Source organism: Roseateles oligotrophus, assembly GCF_014204525.1.
In the GTDB taxonomy this organism is placed as follows: Bacteria; Pseudomonadota; Gammaproteobacteria; order Burkholderiales; family Burkholderiaceae_C; genus Paucibacter_A; species Paucibacter_A oligotrophus_A.
This window is the reverse complement of the sequence record NZ_JACHLP010000001.1, coordinates 641,908-666,909: the sequence shown is the minus strand read 5'-3', so window position 1 is coordinate 666,909 and position 25,002 is coordinate 641,908. Positions and strand designations below refer to the sequence as shown.

General features: G+C 66.0%; 23 protein-coding genes. 17 read left to right on the top strand and 6 right to left on the bottom strand.

What is annotated here, in order from left to right; all coding sequences use genetic code 11:
* The first annotated feature begins 6 nt into the window (after nucleotides 1–6).
* Nucleotides 7–2,283 (top strand): ribonuclease R, encoded by a 2,277-nt coding sequence (rnr, locus tag HNP55_RS03025; RefSeq protein WP_184296689.1) that lies wholly within the window; start codon nucleotides 7–9, stop codon nucleotides 2,281–2,283.
* Here rnr and HNP55_RS03020 read toward each other — a convergent pair.
* On the bottom strand, nucleotides 2,280–3,794 hold the full coding sequence (locus tag HNP55_RS03020; RefSeq protein WP_348648646.1) for an NAD(P)H-hydrate dehydratase: 1,515 nt from the start codon (nucleotides 3,792–3,794) through the stop codon (nucleotides 2,280–2,282). The genes rnr and HNP55_RS03020 overlap by 4 nt on opposite strands.
* Before the next feature lie 36 nt (nucleotides 3,795–3,830).
* Complete coding sequence (locus tag HNP55_RS03015) at nucleotides 3,831–5,159, bottom strand: FAD-dependent oxidoreductase (protein ID WP_184296016.1); 1,329 nt, start codon at nucleotides 5,157–5,159, stop codon at nucleotides 3,831–3,833.
* Nucleotides 5,160–5,501: 342 nt separating this feature from the next.
* Here HNP55_RS03015 and rpsB point away from each other — a divergent pair, with 342 nt between their 5' ends.
* The 16 genes from rpsB to HNP55_RS02935 all read left to right on the top strand — a co-directional run bounded on the left by rpsB (nucleotide 5,502) and on the right by HNP55_RS02935 (nucleotide 20,611).
* Entirely contained in the window at nucleotides 5,502–6,248 is a 747-nt protein-coding gene (rpsB, locus tag HNP55_RS03010) for a 30S ribosomal protein S2 (protein WP_184296014.1), read from the top strand.
* A 117-nt stretch (nucleotides 6,249–6,365) separates the two neighbouring features.
* Nucleotides 6,366–7,262, top strand: coding sequence for a translation elongation factor Ts (gene tsf / locus HNP55_RS03005; RefSeq protein WP_184296012.1), 897 nt, complete (start codon nucleotides 6,366–6,368; stop codon nucleotides 7,260–7,262).
* 138 nt (nucleotides 7,263–7,400) lie between these two features.
* On the top strand, nucleotides 7,401–8,111 hold the full coding sequence (pyrH, locus tag HNP55_RS03000; RefSeq protein ID WP_184296010.1) for a UMP kinase: 711 nt from the start codon (nucleotides 7,401–7,403) through the stop codon (nucleotides 8,109–8,111).
* Nucleotides 8,112–8,144: 33 nt separating this feature from the next.
* Nucleotides 8,145–8,705 carry a ribosome recycling factor gene (frr, locus tag HNP55_RS02995; protein ID WP_184296008.1) on the top strand — a complete coding sequence of 187 codons (561 nt, stop codon included), beginning with the start codon at nucleotides 8,145–8,147 and terminating at the stop codon, nucleotides 8,703–8,705.
* Between the two features lie 16 nt (nucleotides 8,706–8,721).
* Nucleotides 8,722–9,450 carry a polyprenyl diphosphate synthase gene (gene uppS, locus HNP55_RS02990; RefSeq protein WP_348648645.1) on the top strand — a complete coding sequence of 243 codons (729 nt, stop codon included), beginning with the start codon at nucleotides 8,722–8,724 and terminating at the stop codon, nucleotides 9,448–9,450.
* 28 nt (nucleotides 9,451–9,478) lie between these two features.
* The gene (locus HNP55_RS02985; protein ID WP_184296004.1) at nucleotides 9,479–10,324 is read left to right on the top strand and encodes a phosphatidate cytidylyltransferase; all 846 of its coding nucleotides are present in this window, start codon (nucleotides 9,479–9,481) and stop codon (nucleotides 10,322–10,324) included.
* Between the two features lie 39 nt (nucleotides 10,325–10,363).
* Nucleotides 10,364–11,566 carry a 1-deoxy-D-xylulose-5-phosphate reductoisomerase gene (locus tag HNP55_RS02980; RefSeq protein ID WP_184296001.1) on the top strand — a complete coding sequence of 401 codons (1,203 nt, stop codon included), beginning with the start codon at nucleotides 10,364–10,366 and terminating at the stop codon, nucleotides 11,564–11,566.
* A complete protein-coding gene (rseP, locus tag HNP55_RS02975) occupies nucleotides 11,563–12,930 on the top strand; it encodes an RIP metalloprotease RseP (protein WP_184295999.1) in 1,368 nt (455 codons plus the stop codon). Before HNP55_RS02980 ends, rseP begins: the two co-directional genes overlap by 4 nt.
* A 10-nt stretch (nucleotides 12,931–12,940) precedes the next feature.
* Entirely contained in the window at nucleotides 12,941–15,253 is a 2,313-nt protein-coding gene (gene bamA / locus HNP55_RS02970) for an outer membrane protein assembly factor BamA (protein ID WP_184295997.1), read from the top strand.
* The gene (locus HNP55_RS02965; protein WP_184295994.1) at nucleotides 15,253–15,771 is read left to right on the top strand and encodes an OmpH family outer membrane protein; all 519 of its coding nucleotides are present in this window, start codon (nucleotides 15,253–15,255) and stop codon (nucleotides 15,769–15,771) included. The genes bamA and HNP55_RS02965 overlap by 1 nt, the downstream gene beginning before the upstream one ends.
* 8 nt (nucleotides 15,772–15,779) lie before the next feature.
* A complete protein-coding gene (gene lpxD / locus HNP55_RS02960; RefSeq protein ID WP_184295992.1) occupies nucleotides 15,780–16,835 on the top strand; it encodes a UDP-3-O-(3-hydroxymyristoyl)glucosamine N-acyltransferase in 1,056 nt (351 codons plus the stop codon).
* Nucleotides 16,832–17,278: a 3-hydroxyacyl-ACP dehydratase FabZ gene (fabZ, locus tag HNP55_RS02955; RefSeq protein WP_184295990.1), complete on the top strand. Its 447-nt coding sequence runs from the start codon at nucleotides 16,832–16,834 to the stop codon at nucleotides 17,276–17,278. Before lpxD ends, fabZ begins: the two co-directional genes overlap by 4 nt.
* A 21-nt stretch (nucleotides 17,279–17,299) precedes the next feature.
* The gene (gene lpxA, locus HNP55_RS02950) at nucleotides 17,300–18,085 is read left to right on the top strand and encodes an acyl-ACP--UDP-N-acetylglucosamine O-acyltransferase (protein WP_184295988.1); all 786 of its coding nucleotides are present in this window, start codon (nucleotides 17,300–17,302) and stop codon (nucleotides 18,083–18,085) included.
* A 3-nt stretch (nucleotides 18,086–18,088) separates the two neighbouring features.
* Nucleotides 18,089–19,237 carry a lipid-A-disaccharide synthase gene (lpxB, locus tag HNP55_RS02945; RefSeq protein ID WP_184295986.1) on the top strand — a complete coding sequence of 383 codons (1,149 nt, stop codon included), beginning with the start codon at nucleotides 18,089–18,091 and terminating at the stop codon, nucleotides 19,235–19,237.
* On the top strand, nucleotides 19,206–19,835 hold the full coding sequence (gene rnhB / locus HNP55_RS02940) for a ribonuclease HII (RefSeq protein WP_184295984.1): 630 nt from the start codon (nucleotides 19,206–19,208) through the stop codon (nucleotides 19,833–19,835). Before lpxB ends, rnhB begins: the two co-directional genes overlap by 32 nt.
* Nucleotides 19,832–20,611, top strand: coding sequence for a TrmH family RNA methyltransferase (locus tag HNP55_RS02935; RefSeq protein WP_184295982.1), 780 nt, complete (start codon nucleotides 19,832–19,834; stop codon nucleotides 20,609–20,611). The genes rnhB and HNP55_RS02935 overlap by 4 nt, the downstream gene beginning before the upstream one ends.
* 163 nt (nucleotides 20,612–20,774) lie before the next feature.
* Here HNP55_RS02935 and HNP55_RS02930 read toward each other — a convergent pair whose 3' ends face one another.
* The 4 genes from HNP55_RS02930 to HNP55_RS02915 form a co-directional block, all read right to left on the bottom strand.
* On the bottom strand, nucleotides 20,775–21,797 hold the full coding sequence (locus HNP55_RS02930; RefSeq protein WP_184295980.1) for a 2Fe-2S iron-sulfur cluster-binding protein: 1,023 nt from the start codon (nucleotides 21,795–21,797) through the stop codon (nucleotides 20,775–20,777).
* Between the two features lie 2 nt (nucleotides 21,798–21,799).
* The gene (locus tag HNP55_RS02925; RefSeq protein WP_184295978.1) at nucleotides 21,800–22,825 is read right to left on the bottom strand and encodes a hypothetical protein; all 1,026 of its coding nucleotides are present in this window, start codon (nucleotides 22,823–22,825) and stop codon (nucleotides 21,800–21,802) included.
* Nucleotides 22,826–22,946: 121 nt separating this feature from the next.
* Entirely contained in the window at nucleotides 22,947–23,918 is a 972-nt protein-coding gene (gene paaX, locus HNP55_RS02920) for a phenylacetic acid degradation operon negative regulatory protein PaaX (RefSeq protein WP_184295976.1), read from the bottom strand.
* A 4-nt stretch (nucleotides 23,919–23,922) separates the two neighbouring features.
* Nucleotides 23,923–24,744 carry a pyruvate, water dikinase regulatory protein gene (locus tag HNP55_RS02915; RefSeq protein WP_184295975.1) on the bottom strand — a complete coding sequence of 274 codons (822 nt, stop codon included), beginning with the start codon at nucleotides 24,742–24,744 and terminating at the stop codon, nucleotides 23,923–23,925.
* Between the last annotated feature and the right edge of the window lie 258 nt (nucleotides 24,745–25,002).

Sequence of the window (25,002 nt, the reverse complement as noted above, 5' to 3'; positions counted from 1 at the left end):
CCTGCGCTGCTCAGCGAGGTCGATGGCACTCTGCAAGGTCATCGCGACGGCCATGGTTTTCTGCTGCCCGATGCGGGCGCGCAAGATATTTATCTGGCGCCGCAGGAGATGCATGCCGTCATGCACGGCGACCGTCTGCGCGTGCGGATCACACGTTATGACAAGCGCGGCCGGCCCGAAGGGCGGGTGCTGGAAATTCTGGAGCGCAAGAAAAAACCCATCATCGGGCGTCTGCTGCTGGAGTCCGGTGTCTGGCTGGTGGCGCCGGAAGACAAGCGCATGGGCCAGGATATCCTGATTCCCAAGAACGGCACGGCCAATGCCACCGCCGGCCAGGTGGTCGCGGTGGAGTTGATCGAGCCGCCCTCGCTGTACTCCCAGCCCGTGGGCCGGGTGGTCGAGGTGCTGGGCGAGATCGACGACCCCGGCATGGAAATCGAGATCGCGGTGCGCAAATACGATGTGCCGCATCGCTTCAGCGCCGAGACCCTGGCCCAGGCCGCCAAGCTGCCCGAGAAGCTGCGGGCGGTGGACCTGAAGGGTCGCATCGATCTGCGCGATGTGCCCCTGGTCACCATCGACGGTGAGGACGCGCGCGACTTCGATGACGCGGTCTACTGCGAGCCGCACAAGCAGGGCCGGGGCAAGACCGCCTTCAATGGCTGGCGCCTGCTGGTGGCGATTGCCGATGTGAGCCACTACGTCAAGCCCGGCGACCCGCTGGATGCCGATGCCTACGAGCGCGCCACCTCGGTCTACTTCCCGCGTCGCGTCATTCCCATGCTGCCGGAGAAGCTCTCCAACGGCCTGTGCTCGCTCAACCCCTACGAAGACCGCCTGTCCATGGTCTGCGATATGTTGGTGAGTGAAACGGGCGAGGTGCAGGCCTACCAGTTCTACCCGGCGGTGATCTGCTCGCACGCCCGTTTTACCTACAACGAGGTGGCGGCCATCCTGGGCAATACCCATGGGCCCGAGGCCGCCAAGCGGCGCGAGTTGGTGCCGCATCTGCTGCATCTGCACGAGGTCTACCGCGCCCTGCTGGCCGAGCGTGGCCGGCGCGGCGCCATCGACTTCGACACCACCGAGACGCAAATCGTGTGCGATGACAACGGTCGTATCGAGAAGATCGTGCCCCGCACACGTAATGAGGCACACAGACTGATCGAGGAGGCCATGCTGGCCGCCAATGTCTGTGCGGCCGACTTCATTGCCGACGCCAAGCATGGCTCGTTATTCCGTGTGCACGAGGGCCCGACGCCCGAGAAGCGCGTGGCCTTGCAAGCCTATCTGCGCGCCCTGGGCCTGGGGCTGTCCATCAGCGACAATCCCAAGCCCCAGGAGTTCCAGGCCATCGCCGCGGCGACCAAGGAGCGCGTCGACGCGACGCAGATCCACGCCATGCTTTTGCGCTCCATGCAGCAGGCGGTCTACACCTCGGCCAATGCGGGGCACTTTGGCCTGTCCTACGAGGCCTATACCCACTTCACCAGCCCGATCCGGCGCTATCCCGATCTGCTGGTGCACCGGGTCATCAAGGCCTTGCTGTCCAATAAGCGCTACCACCTGGACGCCGGCAAGATGGCCGTGCCCATGCCGGCCAAGCGGCCGGGCCGCGCCCAGCCCATCGATCCGGCCAAGGCCAGCACCGAGCTGGAGCGCTGGGAGGTCGTCGGCGCGCATTGCAGCGCCAACGAGCGGCGCGCCGACGAGGCCTCGCGCGATGTCGAGGCCTGGCTCAAATGCCGATACATGCGCGAGCATCTGGGCGAGGAATTCGCCGGCACCGTCAGCGCCGTGACCAGCTTCGGCCTGTTCGTGCAGCTGGATGCGCTCTTCGTCGAGGGCTTGATTCACATCACCGAGCTGGGCGGCGAGTACTTCAAGTTCGACGAGGTGCGCCAGGAGCTGCGCGGCGAGCGCACCGGCATACGCTATGCCACCGGCGCCAAGGTGCAGGTGCAGGTCAGCCGGGTTGATCTGGACGCGCGCAAGATCGATTTCCGCCTGGTGCAGGACAGCGAAGAGGCCAGGCTGATCGCCCGCGCTCAGCGTGACAAGGCAGGGCTGCCTGCCGCTGGCCGCGCGGCGCCGACGCCGGTGGAGGCGCTGGAGGACTTGCGGCGCCAGGACCGTGAGGTGAAGAAGAGTGCGGGCAAAAAGGCCGGCAAGCCGGCGCGCCGCTCTACCAAGTCGGCGGCGCCAACTGCCCATCCGGTCAAGGCTGCGCGCCAGGCTGCGCGCGGCAAGGCCGCCCCCAAAGCGACGGGCAAGAAGCGTTAAGGCTTGCCCAGCCTCAGCGCGTGCATGCGCTCGATCAGATCGGCGGCGCGCAGCGGCCCGGCGCGCAGGCCTTCGGCCGCCCGTCCGTGCCAGTACACGGCCGCTGCGGCGATCGCTTGCGGGTCTTGCTTGGGGGCTTGGGCCCAGAGCCCGCCCAACCAGCCTGCCAGGACATCGCCGGTGCCGGCCGTGGCCAGGGCGGCGTTGCCGCTGCTATTGATCAGCAGCTCGCCGCTGCGGGCCGCGGCAATCAGGCTGCCCGAGCCTTTCAGCAGCGCATAACAGTCAAAGCGATCGGCCAGGGCTTGGGCGGCGTTCAAGCGATCGGCCTGCACCTCGGCCGTGCTGCAGCTCAGCAGGCGCGCGGCTTCCAGTGGGTGGGGCGTTAGCAGCGTGGGCAGGCCGCGCGCGGCGCGCTGGCGCAAGGCCTCTTGCAGATTGGGGCTCAGGCTCAGGCTGTTGAGCGCGTCGGCATCCAGCAGCAGGCGCTCGCTGTGCTGTAGCAGGGCCGCCAGCTCCGGGGCAATGGCGCTGCCGCCGCCGCAGCCGGCCACCACGGTCAGGCCCTGCCAGCCCGCGCTGTATTGCAGGCGCTGCCTGGGCATGAGCATCAGCTCGGGGCGTTGGGCATCGGCGTCTTCGGCTGACTCGGCCGATGTGTTCAAAAAGCTCAGATAAACCCGGCCCGCGCCCGCGGCCAGCGCGGCGCGGCCGGCCAGGCGGGCGGCGCCCCGCATGCCGGGTGAGCCACCTAGCACCAGCACATCGCCCTGGCTGCCCTTGTGGGCCGTGGCCGGGCCGGCGTGCAACCAGGCTTGCAGGCAGTCCTGGCCCAGCCAATGCGCATCGGCCATCTGGCTGGGCGTGAGGCCCAGATCATCGAACCAAAGCTCGCCGCACAGGGCGCGCCCCTGGCCGGTGAACAGGCCGGGCTTGAGGTTCAGCAGGCAGAGCGTGTGCTGCGCCTGCAGCACGGCCGCGCCGCTGGCGCAGCCGTTGTCGCCCGAGAGCCCGCTGGGCAGGTCGATGGCCAGCTTGGGTGTGCTGAGTCGGTTCAGCAGGGCGATGGCGCCGTCTAACTCGCCGGGGCCACGGCGCGGGCTGGCGCCCAGGCCCAGCAGGCCGTCGATGACGAGGCCGGCGTGCTCGGGCGGGCTCAGATCCTCGCGGATGCTGAGCCCGGCGGCTTGCGCGGCCCGCAAGGCCTGGCGGGCATCGGCCGGGCCGGTGGTTTTTGAGCCGATCAGACTCACCGTTACTTTGCGGCCCAGGGCGTGCAGCAGGCGGGCCGCCACCAGGCCGTCGCCGCCGTTATTGCCGGGGCCGCAGACGACCCAGATCGCCCGCTCTGCGTCGGCCTGCAAGGCCAGGGCCAGCTTGGCCACGCTCAAGCCCGCGCGCTCCATCAGCTGCATGGCGGGCAGGGCTTGCAAGGCCTGGGCCTCGATGGCCCGGCTGCTCGTCACGCGATAAAGCGGCCATGTGCGCTGGGGTGGGCTGAGCTTGATCACGGGGAGGGCTTGGCTGGGGTGAGTGGATGGCTGAGCTTAGCCCAGGCGTGAGATCTCCAGGCCGCTGATGTCCGGGATGTCGCCGCCCGCTTGCTGGCCGCCGATCTGGCTGCGCAGCACGGCGGCGGCGCCGCAGGCCAGGGTCCAGCCGGCCAGGGCCGAGGACTCCTGGGTCAGATTGAGCCAGATGCCGCTGCGCCCGCTATCGCCCAGCACGGGCAGTTCATCGGCCAGATGGGCTTGGCTGCCGCTCCATTGCAGGGCCTGGCCCGATTGCATGGAGCCCGGAAACCAGTCGTTCAAGACCTTGTGCAGCAGGGCGGTGGTGGCGGGTTTGAGCTGGCCTCGGCCGTCCTCGATCTCGCCGCTGAACTTGCCGCTCAGGCTCAGCCGCACTCTTTGGCCCAGACGGCTGATGCTGACACCGCTTTGCTGGTCCAGCAGGGCGGCTTGTGGGCCCAGATGCGGGTGGGCTTCCAACTGGCGCAGGGCGGCGGTGATGGAGCAGGCGTGCAGCCGGGTCGTGGCCAGCTTCAGGCCCAGCGGCGCCAGCAGCTCGGCCGCCCCCGTGCCGGCGCAAACTACGACGGCATCGAAGTTGTCTTGCTGCGGGTCGGGTCTTGCGGGGTGGGTGTCGCCGGCTTCGCGCCTGTCCAGGCTTTCGCCCGAGCGTGAGATGGGGCCGGGCGGTTCGGCAGGCGGTGTGTACTCATGCACCAGGCCGACCTGCTTGCCGGGCGTGATGTTGCGCACCGTGGTGTGGAAGCGGAACTGCGCGCCCAGGCGCTGAGCCTCCAGGCGCAGCAGGTGGGCGAACTGGCGGCAGTTGCCGACCTCGGCTTGCGGCAGGTGGATGCCGGCCTGCAGGGCTTGCTCTCGATTGAGGCCGGGCTCCAGGGCGGCGCATTGCTGGGCATCCAGTACTTGTGGGCGGGCGCCGAACTGCTCCAGCAGGTCCAGGCCGGGCTGAATCTGCTTGAGCTCGCGTGCCGTGCGCAGCAGTACCAACTGGCCCTGGCTGCGCTCGTAATCCAGTTGCAGGGTCCGGCGCAGGGTTTGCAGGCGTTCCAGGCTGAACTGGGCCAGCTTGAGCAGGTTTTGCTGGGCGGCGGCAGCGGTCTTGTCTTTGGCGGCGCGGCGGCGCTTGAGTTGCCAGCCGATGTCGCGGCCCGCGCTCAGGCTGGGCCAGCCGGGCGCCACCCAGGGCAGGCGCAGGGCGGGCGCGACGATGCCGGTGTTGGCAAAGCTGCCCTCGGCGGCCACGCTGCCGCAGCGGTCGAAGACGGTGACTTGATGTCCGTCGGCGGCCAGCTCAAAAGCGGTCGTGACGCCGGCAATGCCGGCGCCGATGATGGCGATGTGCATGCTCAGCCTCCCGCCTTGCTGAGCGGCGTGAGGCCTTGGGTGGGGGGTGGGGCGGCGCTTGGGTCGCGGCGGCAATCAGGGCAGGGAAGGGCTCGCAACAGGCCTTCTCGCAGGCGCTCGGCGGCGCCGCTCAGGTCGTGGGGCATAGGTCGTGTATACTCTTTGGGTTTTGCCGGCGGCTGAAAGCAATTTGCTGAAGTCTTGATCGGCAAATCAATCGCAAACCGGCTATTCGAGAGGTGTTGCTGCTGTTCAGATCAAGCTTGTCACTGAGTCAAGCAGAAGTATGTATCGCAGAGCAATTCGGGCCGGATTTTAGACACAACCTTCGGAGTATTTGAAATGTCCGTCACTATGCGCGAGATGCTGGAAGCCGGCGTCCACTTTGGTCACCAAACCCGTTTCTGGCATCCCAAGATGGCCCCGTACATCTACGGCCATCGCAACAAGATCCACATCATCAACCTCGAGAAGACGGTGCCCGCCTTCGAAGAGGCGATGAAGTTCGTCCGCAACCTGGCTTCCAAGCGCGGCACCATCCTGATGGTCGGCACCAAGCGTCAAGCCCGTGAAGTCGTGGCCCTGGAAGCCCAGCGCGCCGGCATGCCTTATGTCGACCAGCGTTGGTTGGGCGGCATGATGACCAACTTCAAGACGGTCAAGACCTCGCTGAAGAACCTGAAGGACATGCAAGCCCAGGTCGAGGCCGGCACCCAGCCCGCCATCAAGAAGGAAGCGCTGATGTTCCAGCGTGACCTGGCCAAGCTGGAAAAAGACATCGGCGGCATTCAAGACATGGGCGGCCTGCCCGACGCCATCTTCGTGATCGACGTGGGCTTCCACAAGATCGCCGTGGCCGAAGCCAAGAAGCTGGGCATCCCCGTCATCGGCGTGGTTGACACCAACCACTCGCCCGAAGGCATCGATTACGTGATCCCCGGCAACGACGACTCCGCCAAGGCTGTGGCCCTGTACGCCCGCGCCGTGGCCGACGCCGTGCTGGAAGGCCGTGCCAACGCCGGCAACGACGTGGTGCAGGCGCAAGCCCCCGCTGGCGACGAGTTCGTGGAAGTCAGCGAAGGCGCCTGAATTCGGCTTGCCTGAGAAAAAAGGGGCTGTGTCAGCCCCTTTTTTTTAAAAAGAATGGATATCAACGAGTCTTGCCCCCGTGCTGCGGGCGAGGCTCACCGAAACCGGAGAATCAAGATGGCTGTTATTACCGCAAGCATGGTGGCCGAGCTGCGTGCTCGTACCGACGCTCCCATGATGGAGTGCAAGAAGGCGCTGACCGAGGCCGAGGGCGATCTGGGCCGCGCTGAAGAAATCCTGCGCGTCAAGCTGGGCAACAAGGCCGGCAAGGCCGCTTCGCGCGTGACCGCCGAAGGCGTGGTCGCCACCGCCGTGGTCGGCAATGCCGGCGCCCTGCTGGAAGTGAACTGCGAAACCGACTTCGTGTCCAAGAACGATGCCTTCCTGGCCTTCGTCAACGCCGTCGCCGGCCTGATCGCTTCGGAAGCGCCCGCCGATGTGGCCGCTCTGTCGGCCCTGCCGCTGTCGCAAGAAGGCTTCGGCCCGACGGTGGAAGATGTTCGCAAGGGCCTGATCGGCAAGATCGGCGAGAACATGACCATCCGCCGCTTCCAGCGCTATGCCGCCGGCAACAAGCTGGCTTCTTATCTGCACGGCACCCGTATCGGTGTGATGGTTGAGTTCGACGGCGACGAAGTGGCCGCCAAGGACGTCGCCATGCACGTGGCCGCCATGAAGCCTGCCGCCCTGTCCTCGGCCGATGTGCCCGCCGAGCTGGTCGAGAAGGAGCGCAAGATCGCTGCCGAGAAGGCCGCCGAGTCCGGCAAGCCCGCCGACATCGTCGCCAAGATGGTCGAAGGCTCGGTGCAGAAGTTCCTGAAGGAAGTCTCGCTGCTGGACCAGGTCTTCGTGAAGGCCGCCGACGGCAAGCAAACCGTCGCCGCCATGCTGAAGGACAAGGCCACCACCGTGAAGGGTTTCACCCTCTACGTGGTCGGTGAAGGCATTGAGAAGAAGGTGGACGACTTCGCTGCCGAAGTGGCCGCGCAAGTGGCCGCCGCCAAGGGGGCTTAAGCCTCTTGTAATAAAAAGGGCGCCTCTCGGCGCCCTTTACACTTGAGCCCGCACCGGCCGACCTTACGAGGGTCAGGGCATTCGGGTGCCGGCGCTCAGAGAATTTATCCAGCAACACGCAGCACTTAGAGGTCAACCATGCCCGCGCTCAAACGCATCCTGCTCAAACTCTCCGGCGAAGCCCTGATGGGCGACGACGCCTTCGGCATCAACCGCGCCACCATCGTGCGCATGGTGCAAGAAATCAGAGAGGTGACCGAACTCGGCGTTGAGGTGGCCGTGGTCATCGGTGGCGGCAATATCTTCCGCGGCGTGGCGGGCGGCTCGGTCGGCATGGATCGTGCCACGGCCGATTACATGGGCATGCTGGCCACGGTGATGAATTCCCTCGCCCTGGCCGACACCATGCGCCAGGAAGGCATCACCGCGCGCGTGATGTCGGCCATCGGCATCGAGCAGGTGGTGGAGCCCTATGTGCGCCCCAAGGCCTTGCAGTATCTGGAAGAGGGCAAGGTCGTCGTCTTCGCTGCCGGCACCGGCAACCCCTTCTTCACCACCGACACCGCGGCCGCCTTGCGCGGCGCCGAGATCGGTGCCGAGATCGTCTTGAAGGCGACCAAGGTCGATGGCGTTTACACTGCGGACCCGAAAAAGGATCCGAACGCGACGCGCTACGCGCGCATCACTTTCGATGAGGCGATCACCAAGAATCTGCAGGTGCTGGACGCGACGGCTTTTGCCCTGTGCCGCGACCAGAAGCTGCCGATCCGCGTGTTCAGCATCCTCAAGCCCGGCTCGCTCAAGCGCGTGGTGATGGGCGAGGACGAGGGCACGCTGGTTCATGTGTGAGCCAGAGGTCAGGACAATCATTCGAGAAGCATCATGAGCATTGCAGAGATCAAGCAGAACGCCGAGGCCAAGATGGCCAAGTCGGTTGAGGCCTACAAGAACGAGTTGCAGAAAATCCGTGTCGGTCGCGCCCACCCTGGCATCCTGGACCAGGTCAGCGTCGACTATTACGGTTCCCTGGTGCCCATCAGCCAGGTCGCCAACGTCAGCCTGCTGGATGCGCGCACCATCAGCGTCCAGCCCTGGGAAAAAGGCATGGGCGCCAAGATCGAGAAGGCGATTCGCGAGTCCGATCTGGGCTTCAACCCCGCCAGCCAGGGCGATCTGATCCGCGTGCCGGTGCCGCCGTTGAACGAAGAGCGGCGCCGCGAGCTGACCAAGGTCGTGCGCAATGCCGGCGAAGACGCCAAGGTGGCCGTGCGCAATCTGCGCCGCGATGCCAACGAACAGGCCAAGAAGCTGACCAAGGACAAGCTGATCAGCGAGGACGACGAGCGCCGCAGCCTGGACGACGCGCAAAAGCTCACCGACCGTACCATCGCCGAGATCGACCGGCTGATCGCGGCCAAGGAAGCCGAGATCCTGGCGGTCTGAGCGGAATAGCCCCCGAGTGAGCACCGATCAGAGAGCGGTTCCCCGCCACGTTGCCATCGTCATGGATGGCAATGGGCGCTGGGCCAAAAAGCGTTTCCTGCCCCGTTTCTTCGGCCACAAGCAAGGCGTCGATGCCTTGGTCAAGGTGGTGCAGGCCTGTATTGACCGTGAGATCGAGTACCTGACGGTGTTCGCTTTCTCGTCCGAGAATTGGAAGCGTCCCTCCGACGAGGTGTCGGGCCTGATGGGCCTGGTGCTGGCGGCGGTGTCGCGCTATCTGGCGCGCATGGGGGCCATGGGCGTGCGCATCCGCATCGTCGGTGACCGCGAGGCGGTGAGCCCTAAGCTGCGCAATGCCTGGAACGAGGCCGAAAGCGCCACCGCCCACAATAGCAAGCTGACCCTGTCGGTGGCCTTCAACTACGGTGGCCGCTGGGATGTGGTGCAGGCCTGCAAGGGCGCCATGCAAGCCGGCGTACCGCCCGAGGAGCTGAGCGAGGCGCGTCTGTCCGAGTTCATGGCCATGAGTTATGCGCCGGACCCCGACCTCTTCATCCGCACCGGCGGCGAGGTACGCATCAGCAACTTCCTGCTGTGGCAGGTGGCGTATACCGAGTTTGTGTTCTCCGACTGCCTCTGGCCCGAGTTCGGCGAGGCGCAGCTGGATGCGGCCATCGAGGCCTTCCGCGAGCGCGATCGGCGCTTTGGCGGTGTCAAAGAAGCACCGGCTGTCATAGCGGGCTAATTGCTCTCCTGGCGAGGTAAGGCTCTTCATGCTGAAACAACGCATCATCACGGCCTTGGTGCTGCTGGCCGTCTTGCTGCCCGCCGTGTTCGTCGCCAATCCCTGGCCTTTTGCCCTGCTGACCTTGTTGCTGATCGCAGCGGCCGGTTGGGAATGGGCCAAGCTCAATGCCGCCGCGGCCTCGCCGAGCTGGCTGCCGGGCGTGTTTGGCGTCGCCGTGGCCTCGGCCTGCGGCATCACGCTGCTGGGCCACGGCCTGCAAGCACCGCCCGATTGGTGCTGGTGGCTGGCCGGCGTGGTCTGGGTGGCCGGTGGCTCTTACGCCCTGCGCGGCGGTCCCAAGGCCTGGCCCCATGCCCCCACCGGGCTGCGCCTGGCCCTCGGTGCCCTGGTGCTGTTTGCCGCCTGGCTGGCCATGGCCCAGGCCAAGGCCATGGGCACCAACTTCCTGCTCTCCATCTTCTGCCTGGTCTGGATGGCCGATGTGGCCGCCTATTTCGGCGGGCGCACTTTTGGCCGCCGCAAGCTGGCCCCGTCGATCAGCCCCGGCAAGAGCTGGGAGGGCGTATGGTCGGGCATGCTGGGCGTGCTGCTGCTGGCCCTGCTGTGGGTGCATGGGCTGGAAGCGCATTTCAGCTTTGACTCCCCCTCGCTCTTCATGCTGCTCAAGCGCCAGGGCCTGATCGTCAGCCTGCTGGGTCTGCTCCTGCTCAGCGCCATGAGCGTGGTCGGTGATTTGTTTGAATCCTTGATCAAGCGTGCCGTCGGCGCCAAGGACAGCAGCCAGTTGCTGCCCGGCCATGGCGGCGTGCTGGATCGGGTCGATGCCTTGCTGCCGGTGTTCCCGCTGGCCCTGGCCCTGAGTTCCTTGTGAATTCGCTTCAGAATTTCTTGTGCGGCCCCGCCTGTTCCCATGAACACATCTACCTCTAGGCCTCAGCGCATCTGTGTGCTGGGCTCCACCGGTTCCATCGGCGTCAACACCCTGGACGTCTTGGCCCGCCATCCCGAGCGCTACGAGGTGTTCGCGCTCTCGGCCATGAGCCGGGTGGAGGACTTGTTGGCGCAGTGCCTGCGCTGGCGGCCGCGTTTTGCCGTCATGCCCGCCGCCGAGCCCGCAGCCCGCCTGCGCGAGCTGCTGCGCGAGCAGGGCAGCCGCACCGAGGTGCTGGACGGCGCGGACAGCCTGTCGCTGATCGCCGCCCACCCGGATGTGGACATGGTGATGGCCGCCATCGTCGGCGCCGCCGGGCTCTCGCCCTGCCTGGCCGCGGCCAAGGCCGGCAAGCGCCTGTTGCTGGCGAACAAGGAGGCCATCGTCGTCGGCGGCGCCTTGTTCATGCAAGCGGTGGAGCAGGGCGCTGCGACCCTGCTGCCCATTGACAGCGAACACTCGGCCATCTTCCAGTGCCTGCCCGAAGACCGTCGCAGCTGGGCCCAGCGCATTGATCACATCGTGCTGACCGCCTCGGGCGGCCCCTTCCGCCAGCGCGATCCGGCCACCCTGGCCGAGATCACACCCGAGCAGGCCTGCGCCCACCCGAACTGGGTGATGGGCCGCAAGATCTCGGTGGACTCCGCCACCATGATGAACAAGGCGCTGGAGGTGATCGAGGCGCGCTGGCTCTTCAATCTGGCGCCCGAGCAGATCCGCGTGCTGATCCATCCGCAGAGCATCATCCACTCCATGGTGGTGTGCCGCGATATGTCGGTGCTGGCCCAGCTGGGCACGCCGGATATGCGCGTGCCCATCGCCTACGGCCTGTCCTTCCCCGAGCGCATCGAGGCAGGCGCCAGCCGACTGGAGCTGGAAAAACTTGCCGCCCTGAGCTTTGAGGAGGCCGATGAGAAGCGTTTCCCCGGCCTCTTCCTGTCCTGGCGAGCCCTGCGTGCGGCCGAGGGTTCGACCGCCGTCCTGAATGCCGCCAACGAGGAGGCCGTCGAGGCCTTTCTGAACAAGCGCCTGCGCTTCGACCAGATCCACCGCGTCAATCTGCAATGCCTGGACGAGCTGCCGCCGCAGGCCGGTGAATGCCTCAGCGTGGATGGGCTGTTAGGCCTGGATGCGCGCGTGCGCCGCCATGCCCAGGGCTTGATTGCAGGGCTCGGTGCATGACGACCTTGCTGGCTTTTCTCGTCACGCTGGCCGTGCTCATCGTCGTGCACGAGTATGGCCACTACCGCGTGGCGCGTGCCTGCGGCGTCAAGGTCCTGCGCTTCTCGGTCGGCTTCGGCCGCGTGCTGTGGCGCCGCCAGGCCCATCCGGATGCCACCGAGTTCACGCTCTGTGCCATCCCCTTGGGCGGTTATGTGCGCATGCTGGACGAGCGCGAAGGGCCGGTCACACCGGCGATGCGCGAGCAGGCCTTCAACAACCGGCCCCTGCGCCAGCGCGTGGCCATCGTGGCGGCCGGCCCGCTGGCCAATCTATTGCTGGCGGCCCTGCTTTTTGGGGCGGCCAACTGGGCCGGCATCGCGCTGCCCAAGGCCGTGCTGGGCGCGCCCGCGGCGGGTTCGCTGGCCGAGCGCGCCGGCATGCAGGCGGGCGACTGGGTGCAGGCCACGTCTAGAAACGGGCAGGACTGGCGAGACACCGACTCTCTGCTCGACCTCCATGAGCAACTTGCCGCCGCCCTGGCCCAGGGCGAAAAACTGCATCTGAGCGTCAGCGATGCCAAGGGCCATGGTCGGCGCGAACTGCTGCTGGACATGGAGCGCCTGAAGGGCGCCGAGATGGATGCGAGTCTGACGGCCAAGCTGGGCCTGGGAGGGCCGTTCAGCGAGCCGGTGCTGGGCCGCATCTCGGCCGGCGGCGCGGCCGAGCAGGCCGGCCTCAAGGAGGGCGACCGGGTGCTGGCCGTGGACGAGGCCACGGTGCAAGACGCCGCCAGCCTGCGTCAGCTGATCCGTGCCTCGGGCAGTGCGGGCGAGCTGCGGGCCCAGCAGTGGCGGGTGCAGCGTGGCAGCGAGACCCTGGTGATCGAGGTGCGCCCCAAGCTGGTGAGCGAGGCGGACAAGAAGATCGGCCGCATCGAAGCCCTGGTCGGTGCGGCGCCCGAGATGGTGTTGCAGCGCTACGGCTTTTTTGACGGCCTGCTGCGCGGTTTTGAGCGCACCTGGGATGTGTCCTGGATGACGCTCAAGGTCTTTGGCCGCATGCTGATCGGCGAGGCTTCGCTGAAGAATCTGAGCGGCCCGCTGACCATTGCCGAATATGCCGGCCAGTCCGCGCGCCTGGGCCTGGCGCACTATCTGGGCTTTCTCGCCCTGGTCAGCGTCAGCCTTGGCGTGCTCAACCTGCTGCCACTGCCCATGCTCGATGGTGGGCACCTGATGTATTATCTTTTCGAGGGTTTGAGCGGCCGCCCCGTCTCGGAGTGGTGGCAAACGCAGCTGCAGCGCGCAGGGGCGCTGATCCTGATGCTGATGATGGCTTTAGCCCTTTCCAACGACGTGGCCCGCCTGGCGGGTCTGCATTGACTCTATCTGCATGTCCTCATCTCAAAGACCGGGAGCGTTTCTGCGCCCCTCAATCCTGACCTTGGCCCTGGTGGCCGCACTGCAGTCAGGCGCCGCCTGGGCCGTGGAACCCTTCATCCTCAAGGACATCCGTGTTGAAGGCTTGAACCGAACCGACCCCGGTACGGTGTTCGCCAGCCTGCCCTTCCGCATCGGCGACACCTATAACGACGATAAGGGCGCGGCTGCCCTGCGCGCCTTGTTCGCCACCGGCCTGTTCAAGGACGTGCGCATCCAGATCGATGGCAACTCGGCCGTGCTCATCATCGAAGAGCGGCCCATCATCGCCAACGTCAGCTTCGTTGGCCTGAAGGAGTTCGACACCGAAGCCCTGACCAAATCGCTGAAGGACGTGGGCATCGGCGAGGGCAAGCCCTTCGACAAGGCTCTGGCCGACCGCGCCGAGCAGGAATTGAAACGCCAGTACCTGACCCGCAGCCTCTACGGTGCCGAGGTCACCACCACCATCACCCCACTGGAGCGCAACCGCGTCAATGTGAGCTTCTCCGTCAGCGAGGGCGAGCCGGCCAAGATCGGCGAGGTGCGCATCCTGGGCAGCAAGGTCTTCTCCGAGAGCACCCTGGTGGGCCTGATGGAGCAGACCACCTCGGGCTGGCTGACCTGGTACACCAAGACCGACCGTTACTCGCGCTCCAAGCTCAATGCCGATCTGGAGACCCTGCGCTCCTACTATCTGAACCGTGGCTATCTGGAGTTTGCCGTCACCTCCACCCAGGTGACCATTTCGCCCGACAAGCAAAGCATCAATATCGCCATCACGGTGAGCGAGGGCCAGCCCTATACCGTCACGGCGGTCAAGCTGGAAGGCGACTTCCTGGGTCGCGAAGAGGACTTCAAGCGCCTGGTTCAGCTCAAACCCGGCGAGGCCTATCAGGGCGAGGCCGTGGCCCAGACCACGCGCCTGTTCGCCGACCTCTACGGCACTTTCGGCTACGCCTTCGCGCGGGTCGACAGCCGTCCCGAGATCGACAAGGCCAGCGGCCAGGTGGTGGTGACCTTCACCGCCGAGCCGCAGCGCCGCGTCTATGTGCGTCGCGTCATCATCGGCGGCAATACCCGCACCCGGGACGAAGTGATACGCCGCGAGTTCCGCCAGTTCGAATCGGCCTGGTACGACGGCCAGCGCATCAAGGCTTCGAAAGACCGGGTCGAGCGCCTGGGCTACTTCAAGCAGGGCGAAGTGACCATAGACACCCAGGAAGTGCCCGGCGCACAGGACCAGGTGGACGTGATCCTGACCGTGGTCGAGCGCCCCACCGGCAATATCATGGTGGGCGCGGGCTACTCCAGCCAGCAAAAGCTCTCGCTGACCGGCTCCATCCAGCAAGACAATGTCTTCGGCTCCGGCCACTCCCTGGGCATCAGCGTCAATACCGCCTCCACCGGCCGTGCCCTGGTGCTCAGCGAGACCGATCCCTACTTCACCGTGGACGGCGTCTCGCGCTCGCTGGACCTGTTCTACCGCACGCAAAAGCCCATCAACACCTTGGGCGAGCAGTACGAGTTGATCACCCGCGGCGCCACCATACGCTTCGGTGTGCCCTTCTCGGAAATCGACACCGTGTTCTTCGGCCTGGGCTACGCCCAGACCACCATGAGCACGACGTCCGGCCTGCCCAATAGCTATCTGCTCTACGGCCGCCTGTTCGGCAAGAACAGCCGCGAGTTCCCCTTCACCATAGGCTGGCAGCGCGACAACCGCGACAGCATCATCTCGCCCACGGTCGGCCGCTATCAGCGCGTCAACCTGGAGGTCAGCGCCCTGGGCGATGCGCGTTATGCGCGTGCCAATGTGCAGTACCAGGAGTATTTCCCCATCACCAAGAAGATCACGCTGGGCGTGAACAGCGAGCTGGGCTGGGGCCAGGGCCTGGGCAGTCGTCCCTATCCCATCTTCAAGAACTTCTATGCCGGCGGCCTGGGCTCGGTGCGGGTGTTCGAGGCCGGCTCCCTGGGTCCGGTCGACGTGACCGGCTCCTACTCGGGCGGCAATCGCCGCGTCAACGTCAATGCCGAGTTGTACCTGCCCGTGCCGGGCGGCGGCAATGACAAGACCTTCCGCCTGTTCGGCTTCCTGGACGCCGGCAATGTCTGGGGCCCGGACGACAAGATGACGACCGACTCCATCCGCTCCTCGGCCGGTATCGGCCTGAGCTGGCTGTCGCCCATGGGCCCGCTGCGCTTGAGCTATGGCACGCCCTTGCGCAAGAAGCCCACGGATAGAATCGAGAAATTCCAATTCCAAATCGGGAATGCATTCTGATGAAATACCCCTCATTGAAAGCGGTGGCCCTGTCCGCCATGTTGTCGGCGTCGGCCATGGTCGGTGCGGCCGCTCAGGCCCAGGAGCTGAAGATCGGCTACGTCAACAGCGAGCGAGTCATTCGCGAAGCCAATCTGGCCAAGGCCGTGGGCCTGAAGCTGGAAGCGGAATTTGGCAAGCGTGAGAAGGATCTGAAGGATCTGGAATCCAAGCTGCGCGGCGCCGCCGAGAAGCTGGAAAAAGATGCGCCTACGCTGTCGGAGTCCGAGCGCAGCCGCCGTCAGCGCGATCTGGTCGAGCAGGACCGTGAATTGCAGCGCAAGCGCCGTGAGTGGCAGGAAGACCTGAGCCAGCGCAAGCAGGAAGAAATGTCGGTCATCGTCGACCGTGCCAACCGCGTCATCAAGCAGATTTTTGATGCCGAGAAGTACGACCTGATCGTGCAGGACGCCATCATGTCCAGCGCCCGCGTTGACATCACCAAGAAGGTGATCGACACGCTCAACGCCCAGAAGTGAGCAACTCGGTGAGCCCCGTGGTTCACCTGGCCGATTTGATCGCCGCCTTGGGCGGCGATCTTCATGGTGAGGCACAAACCCGCATCAGCCGCATCGCGCCGCTGGACGAGGCCGATGGGGAGACCATCAGCTTTCTGGCCAATCCGCGCTATCAGTCGCAGCTGGCCCAGACCCAGGCCGCCTGCGTGATCGTGGCCCCGGCCTTTGCCGAGGCGGCCATCCAGCGTGGCGAAAATAGCGGGGCGGTCATCGTCACGCCCGACCCCTATCTCTATTTCGCTCGCCTGACCCAGTGGTGGGCGGCGCGCACGCGGCCGCTTGCGCCTGCGCGTGTTCACCCCAGCGCGGTGGTGGACCCTAGTGCCCGCCTGGGCGCGGGCGTGGACATAGGCCCGCTGGCCGTGATCGAGGCCGAGGCCGAGATCGGCGCTGGCGCCCGCATCGGCGCGCATTGCGTGATCGGGCAGGGCGCCCGCATCGGCGCCGGCACGCGGCTGGCGGCGCGGGTCAGCGTGGGTTTTGATTGCGTGCTGGGCCAGCGCTGCATCGTGCACAGCGGCGTGGTGATAGGCGCGGATGGTTTTGGCTTTGCGCCTAACTTCAAATCCGAACGGCCCGGCTGGGAGAAGATCGAGCAACTGGGCAGTGTGCGCATAGGCAACGATGTGGAAATCGGCGCCAACACTTGCATCGATCGCGGTGCCCTGGCCGACACGGTGCTGGAAGACGGGGTCAAGCTGGACAATCTGATTCAGATCGCCCATAACGTGCATATCGGCCGGCACACGGCCATCGCGGGCTGTGCGGCAATTGCCGGCAGCACCAAGATCGGCGCCTTCTGCACCATAGGCGGTGCGGCCAATGTGGTGGGCCATCTGGTGCTGGCCGACCATGTGCATGTGTCGGCCGCCACCTTGATCAGCCGCTCCATCAGTCAGCCCGGCCAGTACAGCGGCGTCTATCCCTTCGAGGACAATGCCAGCTGGGAAAAGAACGCGGCCACCCTGAGACAATTGCATTCCTTGCGCAGCCGCTTGCGCGACCTTGAAAAAAAGAACACATGACCATGGACATCCACGCCATCCTGAAGAAGCTGCCGCATCGCTACCCCATCCTGCTGGTGGACCGCGTGCTGGAGGTCGAGGCCGGCAAGCGCATTCTGGCGATCAAGAACGTCAGCATCAACGAGCCCTTCTTCCTCGGCCATTTCCCGCATCGCCCGGTCATGCCCGGCGTGCTGATCCTGGAAGCCATGGCCCAGGCCGCCACCTTGCTGGCCCTGGAAAGCTCGGACATCGTGCTGGATGAAACCACGGTGGTCTACTTCGCCGGCATCGATAACGCCAGATTCAAGCGGCCGGTGGAGCCGGGCGACCAGCTGCGCCTGGAGGTGACGCTGGAGCGCGCCAAGGCCGGCATCTTCAAGTTCAGCGGCAAGGCCTTTGTGGGCGAGCAGCTGGCGGCCGAGGCCGACCTGATCTGCACCATGCGCAAAATCTCCGACTGAGCCTGAAGCGAGCGCCAAGCCATGTCGTCCCGCATTCATCCCAGCGCCATCATCGACCCCGCGGCGGAGCTGGACAGCTCGGTCAGCGTCGGCGCCTACACCTTGATAGGCCCGCATGTGCGCATCGCCGCCGGTACCACGGTGGGGCCGCACTGCGTCATCGAAGGTCGCACCACGATTGGCGCGGACAACCAGATCTTCCAGTTCAACTCCATAGGCGCCATCCCGCAGGACATGAAGTACGCGGGCGAGCCGACCGAGCTGGTGATCGGTGAGCGCAACAGCATCCGCGAGTTCTGCACCCTCAATCTGGGCACGGCCCAGGACGAGGGCGTGACCCGCATCGGCAGTGACAATCTCTTGATGGCCTATGTCCACATCGCCCACGATGTGCGCTTGGGCGATCACATCGTGCTGGCCAATAACGCCACGCTTGCCGGCCATGTGCATGTGGGCGACTGGGCCACGGTGGGGGGGCTCTCGGGCGTGCACCAGTTCGTCAAGATCGGTGCCCACGCGATGATTGGCTTCCAGGGCCATGTGGCCCAGGACGTGCCGCCCTTTATGACGGTGGACGGCAATCCGCTGACGGCCCGCGCCGTCAATGTGGTGGGCCTGCGCCGCCGCGGCTTCAGCGCCGAGCGCATCGCCGTGATCAAGCAGATCCACAAGCTGCTCTACCGCTCGGCCTTGACGTTTGAACAATCGCAGGCCGAGATCGCCACCCTGCACGGTCAGGGTGCGGACGAGGATGTCGCCCTGATGCTGAACTTCCTGGCGGCCGCCACCCGCGGCATTGTGCGTTAGCCGATGGACAACACCCCGCCTCGTTTGGGCATGGTGGCCGGCGAGGCCTCCGGTGATCTGCTGGCCGGCCTGCTGCTGGCCGGCCTGCGCGAACGCTGGCCGGCGCTACAAGCCTGCGGCATCGGCGGCCCGCGCATGGCGGCCCAGGGTTTCGAGAGCTGGTGGCCGCATAGCAAGCTGAGCATCTTCGGCTATGTGGATGCCTTGCTGAATATCCGCGAGCTGCTGTCCATACGCAAGCAGCTGGGCACGCGGCTGATTGCGCAGGCGCCGGCCGCCTTCATCGGCGTCGATGCGCCCGACTTCAATTTCGGCCTGGAGCAGCGCCTGCGCGAGGCCGGCATCCGTACCGTGCATTTCGTCTGCCCCTCGATCTGGGCCTGGCGGGCCGAGCGGGTGGAGAAGATCAAGCGCTCGGCCGACCATGTGCTGTGCCTGTTTCCTTTTGAGCCCGAGATCCTGCGCCAGCACGGCATCGCGGCGACTTATGTGGGCCACCCGCTGGCCGATGCGATCCCGCTGCAGGCGCCCAAGGCCGAGAGCCGCGCCAGCTTGGGGTTGGCACCGAGCGACACGGTCGTGGCCCTGCTGCCCGGCAGTCGCCGTAGCGAGATCCGTTACATCGCCGAGCCCTTTTTGCGTGCCGCCGTTCTGATGCAGCAGCAGCGCCCCGAGCTGCGCTTCATCATGCCCATGGCGCCGGGCTTGCGTGCCTTGATCGAGCCCCTGGTGGCCCGCCTGGCACCCGGCCTGAATCTGCGCCTGCTGGACGGGCGCTCCCACGAGGCCTTGGCCGCTTGCGACATCACCCTGGTGGCCAGCGGCACGGCCACGCTGGAGGCGGCCTTGTTCAAGCGGCCCATGGTGATTGCCTACCGCATGCACTGGCTCAATTGGTGGCGCATGAAGGGCCGCAACTACCAGCCCTGGGTGGGCCTGCCCAATGTGCTGGCGCGCGAGTTCCTGGTGCCCGAGCTGATTCAGGATGCCTGCACGCCCGCGGCCCTGGCCCGCGAGGCCCTGGCCTGGCTCGCCGAACCTGAGCGTTATGCGGCCGTGCAGGCCCGCTTCGAACAACAACATCAAATGTTGCGCTGCAATACCGCGCAAAAGGCCAGCGATGCCATCGCGCAAATCATCGGCCAAGCCTGAGCAACTGGGCCTGGTCTGGACCGGCCCCGGCTTGCTGGCCGGGGTGGACGAGGCCGGCCGCGGCCCGCTGGCCGGGCCCGTGGTCGCGGCCGCCGTCATCCTGGACGATGCCGCGCCTATCCTCGGCCTGCGCGACTCCAAAATCCTCAGCGAGAAAAAGCGCGAGGCCTTGTTTGACGAGATCCGTGCCAAGGCCTTGTGCTGCTGCATCGCCGAGGCCAGCGTCGAAGAGATCGACCGCCTGAACATTCTGCAGGCCACGCTGCTGGCCATGCGCCGCGCGGTGGAGGGCTTGCGCCTCAAGCCCTCTTTTGTGCAGGTGGACGGCAATCGCCTGCCGGTGCTGAAGGTGCCGGCCGAGGCCATCGTCAAGGGCGATGCCAAGGTGCAGGCCATCTCGGCCGCCTCCATCTTGGCCAAGGTCCATCGTGACCGCCAATGCCTGGCCATGCACGAGGCCCATCCGGCCTACGGTTTTGCCAGCCACAAGGGCTACCCCACGGCCGAGCATCTGGCCGCCTTGCGCGAGCATGGCGCCACTTCTTTCCATCGGCGCAGTTTTGGCCCCGTCAGAACCGTTCTGGAGCAGGCCTTGTGAGCGAGAAAATTTTGCACATCAGCTCGCGTGACAACCCCGCCCTGCAGCGCCTGCGCAAGCTCAGCCAAGACGGCAGCGCCTACCGCAAGCTCGGCGGCGTCTGGTTGGAGGGCGATCATCTGGCCCGCGCCTGCTTGCAGCGCGGCCATGCGGTGACGCTGGCCGTGTTGACGGAGGAGGGCGCACAGAACCCGGCCCTGCGCGCATTGGCCGATGCCGCGCCGCGCCAGCTGATCGTGCCCGCTGTCCTGTTCAAAGGCATCAGCGGCCTGGAGTCGCCGGCGCAGATCGGCTTCGAGATTCCTGTGGAAGCCAGGCAAGACCTGAGCCCCGGCCTGGACACCGTCGTGCTGGACCGTTTGCAAGACGCCGGCAATGTGGGCACGATTTTGCGCAATGCTGCCGCCTTCGGCTTCAAGCAGGTGCTGGCCTTGAAGGGCACGGCGGCGCTGTGGAGCCCCAAGGTCTTGCGTGCCGGCATGGGTGCGCATTTCGGCCTGCGCCTGATCGAGGGCCTGAGCCCGGCCGATCTCGATGCCTTGCAAGTGCCCCTGATCGCCACCAGCTCCTACGCCGAGTCACAAATCCACCAACTGGCCCTGCCCAAGCCCTGCGCCTGGGTGATGGGCCATGAGGGCCAGGGCGTGCAGGCCGAACTGATGCAGCGCTGCGCCCTGACCGTGGGCATCCCGCAGCCGGGCGGCGAGGAATCGCTCAATGTGGGCAGCGCGGCGGCGATTTGCTTGTACGAGAGCGCCAGGCAACGCCTGGCCTAGGGCCTGTTAGCGCTACGGCAATGGGTCGCGTTGTGCCCAGCCAGGGGTGCAGGCAAGGCGCAAACCGCAGCCGGGTTGGACACCCGGCGAGGATTTGCAACGCCGCATGCGCCCCTGGCTGGGCACAACCCTTCGCGGCCCATTGCCGTAGCGCTAACAGGCCCTAAGTGATGCGCTGCGATATGAATCGCTCGTGATGCAGGAGCGACTCCTGTACGCCCAGGGCGCGCACGGCGCTCAAGCAGTCCTCGGTGAACTCGGTGCTGCCGGCCATGAACACGCTGTGCGCCGAGAGATCGGGGAAGAGCCTGGGCAGCAGGCCGGGGATGCGGCCGTGCAAGAGGCCGGGTTTTTCCTCGCCGGTCAGCGTCAGCTTCCAGCCGAAATTGCGGTGCATGCGTGACCAGTAAACCAGGCGGCCTTTGGCGTAGAAGTCCTCCTCCCGGCGGGCCGAGAACAGCAGGGTCACCGGCTTGCGATAGCCCCGTTTCAGGGCGGCCTCGGTGAGCGAGAGCAGGGGTGCCAGGCCCGAACCCGCCGCCAGGCAGAGCACGGGTGTTTCGGCCTTGGGGTCGCCGATGAAGCTACCGTAGGGGCCGGATAGGCTGAGCCCCTCGCCGATGCCCACTTCCTCATGCAGCCAGTTGCTGGTCAGGCCGCCGTCCACCCGGCTGATGTGTAGCGTCAGGCTGCCATCCTGGCGCGGCGCATTGGCCAGCGAGTAATGCCTGGGCGTGGCGCCCGGCTTGGGGGCGGTGATGGCCACATACTGGCCCGGCCAGAAGCGCAGCGGCGCGCCCAGGGGCAGGAGCTGGAATTCGCAGATGCGCGGCGTGCGCTGGATCTTCTCCACCACCACAAAAGGCATGGCCTCGCGGGGCGGGAAGAGCTTGGGCGAGGCGTCGGCCGAACCCCATTCGATCACCAGGCGCTCGGACAAGGGCTTGGCCATGCACATCAGGCCGAAGCCCTGCTTGCGCTCCTCCTGCGACAAGGCCATGTCCATCACAAAGCCCTGGTCGAACTGGCCCTCCAGCACGCGCACCTTGCACTCGCCGCAGGCACCGGCGCGGCAGTTATTGGGCAGGGCGTAGCCGCCCCGCTCCAGGCTCATCAACACCGTGTCGCCATCGACCACGGGAACGTTTTGCCCCGAGGGCGAGAGGGTGATGACTTTGTTGCTCATGTTCAGAACACCGGGATGATGTCCTTCATGTCCACATCCCGCACCTCCTGGCCGGAGATGCCCACCTCGGGGATGGCGGGGAAGGGGATGCCGTATTTGTCCAGCACGCCCTTGAGGTTGAGCATGGCGTTGCGCCAGTTCTCCTTTTTGGCTTCGTACTCGGGGATGTAGAAGCCGGCGTTGCGGGCCACGGCCTCGATCTCGCGCTGGTTGGGGATGAAGTCGGGGCCGATGTCCCAGAAGTCCTCCGGCGGCTCGAACAGCACGCCCGAGAGGAAGAGGAAGCCGGCGCGGATCTGCTTGGTGATCAAGGCCTTGTCCGACAAGTCCATCTTCGGGTAGTCGCGCTCCATCAAGGCCATGCAGATGGCCATATGCCGGCCTTCGTCGCGCCCCACCTTGCGGAAGCCTTCCTGGAACACCGGTTCGCTGCATTTGGCCGCCATCTGGTGAAAGATGGTGGCCGCGGCGATCTCGCCCATCAGGAAGGAGCTGAACAGCACGGCCAGGCTGTACTTGGGCACGGCGTTCTTGTAGCCGCTCCAGTAGCGGCCGCCATTGTGGTAGAGCCAGTGCGCGTTCTTCCAGGCCTTGCGGCCGATCTCGGTCTTGGGCTCGTAGGTCAGCGGGTCCGGGTGCTCCAGCAGCTTGGTGATGGCCAGGCCGCAGAGTTGCTCGTGGTTCTGTTCGTCGCGGGTCACCGAGAAGAAGCAGCGGCGCACGGCGTCTTCTTCGTGCGCCTCGTAGGTCTTGATGAAGGCGGCGGCAAACACCGGCGGGGCCGAGGCGTCAAAGACCGAGAGCAGGGTCCACCAGTAAGCCATGGCCTCGCGTTCCTCCCAGCTGTAGCGCGCGGCATCGAAGGTGTCCCAGGGCAGTTTCTTCGGGTCCCAGTACTCGCGCTGCGAGGCGTCCCAGACCTCCTCCAGCTTGGCCGTCTGGCTGCGCCAGCTCAGGGGGTAGACATTGGGCTGCGCCGTGGCGGGGGGCAGTTCCATGCTGTGGGCAATCCGTTCGTGGTGTGACATGGCCGTCTCCAAAAGAGGTTGAGATCAGGCCGGGCCGCGCCTCATGACCTGATACGGCAAATGGTAGTAAGCGCCATATCTGTATCGTATTGACCTGGGTCATGGATGCGGGGGCGAGCCGCTAGGGCTTTTCCCAGGGGGGGCAGGCCGCGTCCAGCAGGCCGCCGAAGCGCTGGAAGAAATAGGGCGTCAGCGGCGGCACAAAGCCGGACTCGGCCTCCAGCAGCGCCAGCACATGGGCGTTCGCGGCCGGGTGCAGGCCTCGGTAGAGCGCGGCCGACAAGGCATAGGCCTGGGCGCCCGGCCAGGCCTTGGGCAGCAGGGCCGGGGGCAGTTGCGGGTCGCGCAGCTGCACGCGGCGGAAGGCGTGGATCAGCAAGGTGCGGGCCAGCAAGGCCGGGCCTGCAGGCACGGCCTGCTCGCGCGATCGCAACCGATCCAGCCCGGCCAGTAGCGGGGCGAAGCGCAGGACGAAGGCCTGGTAGTCCCGGGCCAGTTGCTCCAGCGGCCAGGCCTGGCTGGCGAATTCCCGCAAGGAGCGGCCGCGCAGCGGAGCGATTTCCTGGGCCGTCAGCACAAAGACCTGATCGCGCAGACCCAGGCGATGCAAGATGCCGGCCACCGCGTCGCGGCGTGGCGCCGGGTGGGCCAGCACGCCTGGGCCCAGCGCGGTAAAGCCCTCCCAGGCCAGCTCGCGCCGCATCTGCAGGCGGGCGGGTGCGGCCTCGCTGCCCGCTTGCATGACGAGCAAGGTCCACTGACCGTCCCAGTCTTCGGGGGTGGCCGAGTAGATGCGGCTATGGGCTTGCTCGAAACGGCTGAAGCCCTCGGGCGTCAGCTGGTACTCGCTGCGCCGGCCCTGGCGGTTGGCGCGCAGCCAGCCGTCCTGGGTCAGGCGGAACACGCTGGTGCGCACCAGGCGCTCGTTCAGACCCAGGGGCTCGGCCAGGCGGATCAGGCTTTTGAGCCAGAAGTGGCCGCCGAAGGGCGCGATGGAATCACCCAGCAGGGTGGCGATCAGGGACTGGGCATTGAGCCGCTCGCTGGCCAGGGCCTGGGCAATCCAGTCGCTGAGCGAGGGAGGGTGGGGCACGGCTTCAGTAGATCAGGCGGTCCGGCCGCAGATCCCGCAAGATGGTGGTGGCGATCTCTTCGATGGATTTATGGGTGGAGGACAGCCAGGCGATGCCGTCCTTCTTCATCATGGCCTCGGCCTCGTTGACCTCGTAGCGGCAGTTCATCAGGTCGGCGTATTTGCTGCCGGGGCGGCGCTCGTTGCGGATCTGGCTGAGGCGCTCGGGGTCTATGGTCAGGCCAAAGCATTTGCGCTTGTGGGCCACCAGCATGGAGGGCAGGCGGCCGCGCTCGAAGTCCTCGGGGATCAGCGGGTAGTTGGCGGCCTTGATGCCGTGCTGCATGGCCAGGTAGAGCGAGGTGGGCGTCTTGCCGCTGCGCGACACGCCGACCAGGATCACATCGGCCACGTCCAGGTTCTTGGCCGACTGGCCGTCGTCGTGGGCCAGCGAGAAATTGATGGCCTCGATGCGGTCGTGGTACTCCTGGCTGCGCGCCACATCGGAAAAGCGGCCGACGCGGTGGTTGGACTTGGTTTCGAATTCTTCTTCCAGCGGCTCGATAAAGGTGCCGAACATGTCCAGCACCCGGGCCTGGCAGTGATCGCGCACGATTTGCAGCACCTCACGGTCCACCAGGGTGGCGAAGACGATGGCCCGCATGCCTTCGCGCACACTGGTTTCGTTGATCTCGCGCACGACGGCGTAGGCCTTCTCCGGCGTGTCGATAAAGGGCCGGCGCACATGGCGCGGCTTGATGGGGAATTGGGCCAGGATGGAGTTACCGAAGGTCTCGGCGGTAATGCCGGTGCCGTCGGAGACAAAGTACACGGTGCGATTGGGCATGGTGGGGCGTCCTTTATTCAGCCCGATCATAGGTTCACTTCCCCCAGCACCCGCCGCAAATCCGGGCGTCGTGTGCGTGCCGAAGGCTTGAAAAGTTTTCAAGCAATCTGCCAAAAATCTCAAAGACCCGGCGCAAAGCTTGCCCGTAGAATCGGCGCCAATCTTCCTCGTCAGCCGCATGAACCCCTCCACCCCACAATCAAAAGCAAGAATTGGTGTGAGTGATGGCCTCTGCCTCAGTCTGATGGATGGCGCCCA